General features: G+C 77.7%; 1 protein-coding gene and 1 pseudogene. One reads left to right on the top strand and one right to left on the bottom strand.

The annotated features are described in order from the left end of the window. Nucleotides 1-548, top strand: a pseudogene (locus ABD308_RS01235) (hypothetical protein); the annotation flags it as partial. 84 nt (nucleotides 549-632) lie between these two features. Here ABD308_RS01235 and ABD308_RS01240 read toward each other — a convergent pair. Continuing rightward, on the bottom strand, nucleotides 633-1,964 hold the full coding sequence (locus tag ABD308_RS01240; protein WP_344324102.1) for an ATP-grasp domain-containing protein: 1,332 nt from the start codon (nucleotides 1,962-1,964) through the stop codon (nucleotides 633-635). Nucleotides 1,965-2,176 lie beyond the last annotated feature (212 nt).

Genomic DNA, 2,176 nt, shown 5'->3' on the forward strand with positions numbered 1-2,176 from the left:
AGCTCGACGGGGGCGCGCTGCCGCTGCCCGCGCCGGCCGACCACGGCGCGCCGAGCCGGGCGCGCGGCGGCAAGGGGTACCGGGGCAAGGGCGGAGGCGGCGGCGGGGGGACGGCCTCCCCTGGCGCGGGACCCGGCTGCACGGCCCTGATGCTGGCGGTGCCGTTCGCGCTGGCCGCCTGGCTGCTCACCGGGCAGCTCTGGCCGGGCTCGACGGACGTGTCGCTGGTACCGGGCCCGTACAACGCCTTCTTCCGCGGGCTGTACCTCTTCGAGTGGGCCTCGTTCGGGCTCGGCGCGGCCTGGCTGTTCGCCGGCGCTCCGGCGATGGGGCGGCTGGGGCGGCCGCCCGGGCTCACGTTCGCCGCCCATCTGTCGGTGGTCTGGCTGCTGGCCGCCTGGTGGCCGCAGGACAACCTGTACCGGACCGCCGACCGGACGGTGTGGGCCACCGAGGTGTGGCTGGTCTACGTCTTCAACGTGGCGCTGATGGTCGCGGCGGCGGTGCTGGTCCGCTTCCTCGTCTGGCGGCCGAAGGAGCCGCGCTGACCCGGACTCCGCCGGCGGTCCGCGCAGCGCCGGGAAGCCGTCGGCGCAGCGCCCCGAAGCGGTCGGCGCGGCGCCTCCAAGCCGTCAGCGCAGCGCCTCGAACATCCGGCCCAGCGCGTGGTGGGCCGACCCGAGCAGGGCCTGCGCCGCGTCCAGCGCCTCGGCGCCGCGCGCGGCGAGCGCCAGGCCGACGGCGGGCTCCGGCTCGTAGCAGGCCGTCACCATCAGCGGCAGGACGGTCGCGCCGAGCCGCTCGCACCGCGGGCGCAGCCGCTCCAGGTGCCCGAACAGCGCCTCCTGGGAGAGCCGGGCGCCCAGCGGCATGGCGTCCAGGGTGCGCACCAGGTGGCCGGGGCCGCGCACCTGGTCCAGGCGGTGGCGCAGCACGAAGGCGATCGCCGGGCCGGTGAGCCGCAGGTTGGCCTCAGTGGGGGCGAGCCCGCGCTCCCGGTCGGTGACGAAGTCGACGTCGTACCAGCCGCGGTGGCCGGCGGCGGCCAGCCGCTCCCCCACCGCGAGCCCGAACCGTTCGGCCACGGCCGCGGCGCCGGGCGGCACCGTGCCCGGGCCGACCGTCACGCCCTGGTAGCGGGTGCCGTCGACGCTCATCTCGCCGACGCCGACCGGGTGCACCCGCCCGTCGGCGCCGATCACGGCGTCGAAGGTGAGATCGCGCAGCCGCCCCGAGCCGGCCGGTCCGCCGTCCACGTACTCCTCCAGCAGCAGCTCGCCGCCGGGCGGCAGCGCGTCCTCGCGGACCAGGCGGCGCAGCAGCGCCCGGGCGCCGCCGGCCGCGAACAGGTCCTGCGGGGTGATCACGGCGGTACCGTAACCGCCCACGCCGTGCGGGGACTTGAGCACGGTGGTGAGGCCCCGGGCGGCGCGGGCGGTCAGCCGGCGGGCGGCCCGGCGCGGGGTGTCGGCGTGCTCCTGGCGGGGCACCCGGACGCCGGGGTGGTCGGGCGCGAGGGCGGTGAACAGCTCGTGGGTGGCGGCCTTGGACTCGTAGCGGCGCACCGCGGCCAGTTCCGGACCGTCGCCGAGGTCGGCGGTGCGGCCCCAGTGCAGCACCGGGCCGGGGGCGGCGGCGAGCCGTTCGGCGAGGGCGGGGCGGGCGGCGAGCGCTTGGGCCACCGTGCTGTCGGGGGCGACGCCGGTGTGGGACTCGACCTGGCCCCAGTCGAGTTCACGGGCGAGCAGGTCGATCCAGGCCCGGTCGACCTCGGCGGGCAGCACCAGGGCGGCGGGGTCGGGGCCGTAGGCCACGGCCAGGCCGGCGTAGTGGTGCGCCTGGCGCAGCCGGCGGGACCGGCGGTCCGGCTCGTCCCCTTGCCGGAACTGTTCGTTGAAGTCGGCGACGTTGCCGATGTGCACGGTGCGCCGTCCGCCGGTCCAGGCCCCCACCCATCCGTCCATCCCCCGAGCCTACGGGACGGGAGGGAGGCGGGGGCGTCAGAGGCGGAGCAGCCCGGCGTCGGTGGGACGGAAGCCGCAGGCGTCGAGGTAGTAGTCGCGCAGGTGGGGTTCGAAGTCGACGTGCAGCCAGTCGCAGCCCGCCGCGCGGGCGTTCGCGGCGGCCGCGGCCACCAGCCGGGAGACCCGCACCGGTTCGCCGAAGCCCAGCGCGT

The organism is Kitasatospora putterlickiae (assembly GCF_039527695.1).
Taxonomy (GTDB): Bacteria; Actinomycetota; Actinomycetes; order Streptomycetales; family Streptomycetaceae; genus Kitasatospora; species Kitasatospora putterlickiae.